The sequence below is a fragment of the Maribacter sp. ACAM166 genome (assembly GCF_005771495.1).
Lineage (GTDB): Bacteria > Bacteroidota > Bacteroidia > Flavobacteriales > Flavobacteriaceae > Maribacter.
The window spans coordinates 132,505-138,529 of sequence record NZ_VAUW01000010.1 but is presented as its reverse complement, the minus strand read 5'-3'; the positions used below and the strand labels follow the sequence as shown (position 1 = coordinate 138,529).

Below are 6,025 nucleotides of genomic sequence, written 5' to 3'. Positions count from 1 at the left end.
ACTGAAAGCTATGGCAAAATACAAATGGTACTTATCAAATCTGGTCGCTTTTATAAGACTCAACCTTTTTGTTAAGGTAGACCTCCAAAAATGGCTCGACCACCCTTTTCAAGACCATCCGCCGCCTAAACAAAATATCGTACAGGGGGTTCTATTCTGAAAAAAACCAAAACGGTAGCTTTAGGTCAATGAAAACAGTAAAGTTATTCATTCTTGAAAACGTTTAGGACAGGATTGCTTTAGAATATAAATTTAAAGTGGGCCAATATGAAAAGTTAGTTTATGAGTGGAAATCAAATGCGCCTCTACACTATGACTTTCACGGAGACCCAGAAGATACAAGCAGTTATCCAAAGGGCTATTTTGAAAGCTATGCTAATGGTACTGCAGATGCTGCAAAAGGGAAGGTTACTATTCCTTACAAAGGTTCTCACGGTTGGTATTGGAAAAACACAAGCTCAAAAGACATCACTATCACCTTAACTACTAAAGGAAATTACAACATCATAGGTGTAATTCAATAATATCATATTATGAAATATATTACTTTACTATCCGCACTGCTTATAATGTCCTGCGGAAATCAAAAAGAGGATGGTACTGCTTCAGAAGTGGAAACGATTCCTGTAAAAAGTATGACACTGTGGACAAATAAAACAGAATTATTTGTTGAATTTCCGGCTTTAGTCGTTGGTGAAAATAGTCGTTTTGCTGCACATTTTACCGTGTTAGATAAACATAAACCTGTTCGTGAAGGCGAGGTTACCGTAAGTTTAATTAAGGGTGATAACGGTATTCGTAATACGGCGAAATCACCATCATCACCTGGTATTTTCTCACCATCGCTACAACCTAAAGAAGCGGGTAATTTCAAGTTACTATTTGATATTAAAACGTCCACATTTAGTGATAGGTTAATCATTCACGACATTATTGTTTATGCTTCTAAAGAAGATGCTATTAATGCTTTAGGTGTTGCAAGTGAAGCTGCGGGAATTTCGTTTTTAAAAGAACAGGCTTGGAAAATCGATTTTCAAACAGCACCTGTGATTAATGGAAAAATCTATGATGTTATCAATACATCTGGTGTTTGGACACCTTCACCGGGCTCAGTAAAAACAATGGTGGCTAAATCTAATGGTGTAGTAGATTTAGCTGTAAACAATCTTACTGAAGGTACTTTGGTAAAACGCGGACAGTTATTAATCAATGTAAACAGTCAAGGTTTAGCATCTAATAATTTGAGTACCGATATCGCTTCTGCGAAAGCAAAATACCAACAAGCGAAATCTGAATATGACAGAAAGAAGGTGTTATACGAATCGAAAATAGTACCTAAGGCAGAATTTGAAAAAGTAGAAAGCAATTACAGCATTACTAAATCAAATTACGAAAGTCTTTCGTCAGGAGTTTCTGGTGGTGGAAAACAAATTCGTGCACCTTTTAATGGGTACATCACAGCTATTAATGTTGCCAATGGCGATTATGTAGAGCAAGGCGTAGGAATGGTAACTGTAGGCACCCATCAATCTAGAGTATTAAAAACACAAATAGCACCTTCGTATGGCCTTACAATGGAAAACGCACAGGGTGTATGGTATCAAACTAACGATGCACAATGGCGTAACATAGCAACTTCTGGAGGCTCCATCCTTTCTATTGCTAAAGATGTAGATAATACTCGACCACTTATTTCAGTATTTGCAAAGGTAAATGACGATGTTGATATGCCAGAAGGCAGTTTAACACAGGTTCAAATTGCAATGGGCAATGCAACCCAAAACACAATAATTCCTGTAAGTGCATTGTTGGAGGACTATGGAAGTTATTCTGTTATTGTTCAACTTTCAGGTGAAAGTTTTGAAAGACGACCTGTGAAAATAGGAAAGCGGAATGGAGAAAATGTAGAAATACTACAAGGTTTGGAAGTTGGCGAAGTGGTAGTCACAAAAGGAGCTTACCAAGTTAAAATGGCTTCAATGTCAGGCTCAACACCTGCTCACGGTCACGAACATTAAAACAAAGAGAAATGTTAAACAAAATATTATCAATATCACTTCAAAATAGATTGCTCATTCTTTTGGGAGCGGTTGCATTGAGTGTGTTAGGTATATACTATGCTCGCACAATGAATGTTGATGTGTTCCCTGATCTTACAGCACCAACGGTAACTATTCTTACCGAAGCCCACGGAATGGAATCTGAAGAAGTAGAAAAATTAGTAACCTATCAACTAGAAACAGCCTTAAATGGTTCGCCAAATGTGAGAAGGATTCGTTCTTCATCGGCAGCTGGAATTTCCATTGTTTGGGTAGAATTTGAATGGGGAACCGATATTTATCGGGCGCGACAAATTGTAAGTGAACGCATCCCGATGGTTCGTGAAAACTTGCCTGAAGGTATTGGCGCACCCACCATGGCACCAATTTCATCCATTATGGGCGAAATAATGCTCTTGGGTGTCACGTCTGATAGTTTGTCAGCAATGGAATTAAGAACTTTATCTGATTGGACAATCAGACCACGTATAAAAGCGATTGGAGGTATTGCAAATGTGGTGGTCATTGGAGGCGATTACAAACAATACCAAGTATTTGCCAACCCAGAAAAAATGAAGCATTACGATGTAAGTCTTTCTGAATTGGTCGAACACGTTAAGGAAGCAAACGCGAATGCACCAGGCGGAGTAATCAATCAATATGGTAATCAATACATCATTAAAGGTAGCGGTAGAGCTTATGCTTTAGAAGATTTGCAGGAAGCAGTTTTAAAACAAGTCAATGGACAGACCATAAAAATTAAGGACGTAGCAACAGTTCAAATTGGAGCTGCCGATAAAATTGGCGATGGCTCATTAAATGCAAAGCCAGCAGTGATTTTAACCATTTCAAAACAACCTGATGTCAATACATTGGAATTGACAGACCGATTGGATGAAGCTATTGCCGATTTACAAAAAACCTTGCCCAAAGGTGTCAACATCAAAAGTCAAATATTTAGACAGTCGGACTTTATTGATGCTTCCATCAGCAATTTGAATCAGACCCTATTGGAAGGTGCATTTTTTGTAATGATTATCCTTTTCATCTTTTTGATGAATTGGAGAACAACCTTAATCTCTTTATTAGCAATTCCTATTTCATTATTGGTATCCATAATCATATTAAAATGGTTAGGTTATACCATAAATACAATGAGTTTAGGAGGTATGGCAATTGCCATTGGTGCCTTGGTTGATGATGCCATTATAGATGTGGAAAACGTTTATAAACGCTTGCGAGAAAATATCAGGAAGCCAAAATCAGAACGTGAATCAACTATTACAGTTGTACGTGATGCTTCGGTAGAAATACGAAGCTCAATCATCATTGCAACCTTGATTATAATTGTATCCTTTATTCCATTGTTCTTTTTAAGCGGAATGGAAGGACGTTTGTTGCAACCTCTTGGAATTGCATTCGTGACTTCAGTTTTAACATCTTTGATTGTTGCGGTTACCGTAACACCAATTTTATGTTCCTATTTATTGGATAATGAAAAGCTTTTAAAGAAACAATCCGAAGGTACAAAAGTGGAGCGTTGGTTACAGAAACATTATGGCAATCTCTTGGAACGTGCTACCAAAATACCTAAAACCATTATTGGTGTAACAGTTATTGCTTTTATTGTTAGTATGTTGGTTTTAACCCAATTGGGACGAAGTTTTTTACCCGAATTTAATGAAGGCTCATTGGTTATAAGTGTGGTTGGCCCACCAGGAATGTCATTGGAAGAAAGCAATAAAACAGGGTATTTAATCGAAACAATTTTATTGGATCTACCCGAAGTGGAAGTCGTTACCCGAAGACAAGGGCGTGCCGAATTGGACGAACATGCACAAGGTGTAAATGCTTCTGAAATAGATGTGCCTTTTGTTTTAAATAACAAAACCAAAGAAGAGTTTTTTGAGGAAGTCCGAAACAAATTGAGTATTGCACCAGGTGTTAATATTACTTTGGGACAGCCCATTGCCCACCGTATTGACCATATGCTATCTGGTACGCGGGCTAATATTGCCATTAAGATATTTGGTTCAGATTTGCAGCAGCTTTTTGAAGTTGGGAAAAGCGTGGAGCAAAACATCAAAGACATTGATGGATTGGCGGATGTTGCGGTTGACCAACAGATTGAAGTACCACAAATACGCATCCAACCCAAACGACAAATTCTTTCAGCTTATGGAATGACAGTAGGGAATCTAATGGAACAAGTGGATATAGCCTTTGCAGGCGAAGAAGCAGGAGAGATTTATGAAGGTCAGAAGTATTTTGATTTGGTGGTTCGGTATGAAAAACCTTTTCGGGATAATATAGAAAACATCGGAAATACATTAATCAGTTTACCAAATGGAGGTCAAACTACTTTGGGCGAATTGGCAACGGTTGCTTCGGTAAGCAGTCCAAACACGATAAATCGAGAAGATGTGCAACGTAAAATTGTGGTGGCTGCCAATGTTCAAGGGCGGGATTTACGAGGAGCTGTTAACGAAATTAAGGAAGTCGTTGCGAACAATGTGAATATGCCCGAAGGTTACCGTGTGCAATATGGAGGACAATTTGAAAGCGAATCTAAAGCATCTCAGTTACTTATGATAACCGCAATTATTGCAATAGTTATTATATTTCTATTGCTTTATTATGAATTTAAAGATGTGAAATTGGCTTTTGTGGTGTTAATCAATCTCCCATTAGCCTTAATTGGTGGGATTTTGATAGTGTATTTTACATCAGGTATCATCAGCATCGCAGCGACAATCGGTTTCATTAGTTTGTTTGGTATAGCAACTCGTAACGGAATCTTATTGGTTTCCCGTTATGAGGATTTGAGAAAGGAAGGAATACAAGGTTTTGAGCTAATTAAGTCGGGGGCATTAGATAGGTTGAACCCTATTTTGATGACCGCATTTACGACTGGCTTGGCCCTTATTCCTTTGGCTTTGAAGGGAGGCGAACCTGGCAGTGAAATACAAAGTCCAATGGCTGTGGTTATTTTGGGTGGTTTGCTTTCTGCGACCATTCTGAATCTGGTCGTGATTCCTTGTGTATATCAATTAGTATTGACAAAAAAGACAATACCTATAAGAACTAAATAAATTCATCTTCACAATGTAATACGAGAATAGTTAATAAAATCAATATAGGATGTGCCGTAAATCGGCCGTTTTATAAAACAAGTTCAAACCTATGTACATCAAATCATTCAAAACAGCACGATTGACATCAAAATATATTAATATTTTGTTAAAATCAAAACTAAGCACAAACTATGCACATTAGAGTGGTTTATTTTTTCAATTTATATCGGAAAAAAGAAAACCCCTAGTATATACTAGGGGTTTCGTCGGTGATGGCACTAGGATTCGAACCTAGGACCGCCTGCTTAGAAGGCAGGTGCTCTATCCAGCTGAGCTATGCCACCGTCACTATTTTTTCAAATGTGGGTGCAAATTTAGTGAATTTTATAGATTGGTAAAGCCAAAACCAATTAAAAATTTTATTATTTTGTTTATAGTTCGAATTACGCCTATGAGCGACCCTCATATTGGTCAAAATTCTCCCATAATTGGTCCAATACCTTATAGAAAATTTCAAATTCTGCTTCAGAAATACCGTTGGTGCTTGCTTTTCTTAAATCCTTTATATAGGGCATAACCTGTTTCATTAGAGCGGTGCCCTCATCGGTCACGACCAATTTATAACGCTTTTGGTCGTCCCTAAATCTAGATTTTCTCAAAAGTCCTTTTTTGCATAATCCGCTGATGACCCTAGAGGTAGTAGCACGATTTCTAAAGTTAGATTTGGCAATGTCTGCCTGTGAGGCATCTTTACCTTCTAAATGTACACGTTGTAGAATGACCCATTGCTCAATGGTAAGGTCAATATTGTTTTCTGCAAATACCTGTAAAAAAGTGCTTTGTACTTTTTTAAGGGTACGGTCTATATAAACGCCAAATCCCTCTGTCCTGTCCATAAATCATTTGGTTATC

At 37.7% G+C, this 6,025-nt stretch carries 4 protein-coding genes and 1 tRNA gene; 3 read left to right on the top strand and 2 right to left on the bottom strand.

The features are described from left to right. Positions 1-257: 257 nt before the first annotated feature. The 3 genes from ES765_RS09555 to ES765_RS09545 are packed head-to-tail and all read left to right on the top strand — an operon-like array spanning position 258 to position 5,131. Complete coding sequence (locus ES765_RS09555; RefSeq protein WP_138113600.1) at positions 258-524, top strand: hypothetical protein; 267 nt, start codon at positions 258-260, stop codon at positions 522-524. Between the two features lie 9 nt (positions 525-533). Further along, positions 534-2,018 carry an efflux RND transporter periplasmic adaptor subunit gene (locus tag ES765_RS09550; protein WP_138113598.1) on the top strand — a complete coding sequence of 495 codons (1,485 nt, stop codon included), beginning with the start codon at positions 534-536 and terminating at the stop codon, positions 2,016-2,018. An 11-nt stretch (positions 2,019-2,029) separates the two neighbouring features. Then, a complete protein-coding gene (locus ES765_RS09545; protein ID WP_138113596.1) occupies positions 2,030-5,131 on the top strand; it encodes an efflux RND transporter permease subunit in 3,102 nt (1,033 codons plus the stop codon). A gap of 252 nt (positions 5,132-5,383) precedes the next feature. Here the strand turns inward: ES765_RS09545 and ES765_RS09540 are convergent. Next, positions 5,384-5,457, bottom strand: a tRNA-Arg gene (locus tag ES765_RS09540). A gap of 105 nt (positions 5,458-5,562) precedes the next feature. Further along, positions 5,563-6,009: a MarR family winged helix-turn-helix transcriptional regulator gene (locus ES765_RS09535; protein WP_138113594.1), complete on the bottom strand. Its 447-nt coding sequence runs from the start codon at positions 6,007-6,009 to the stop codon at positions 5,563-5,565. Between the last annotated feature and the right edge of the window lie 16 nt (positions 6,010-6,025).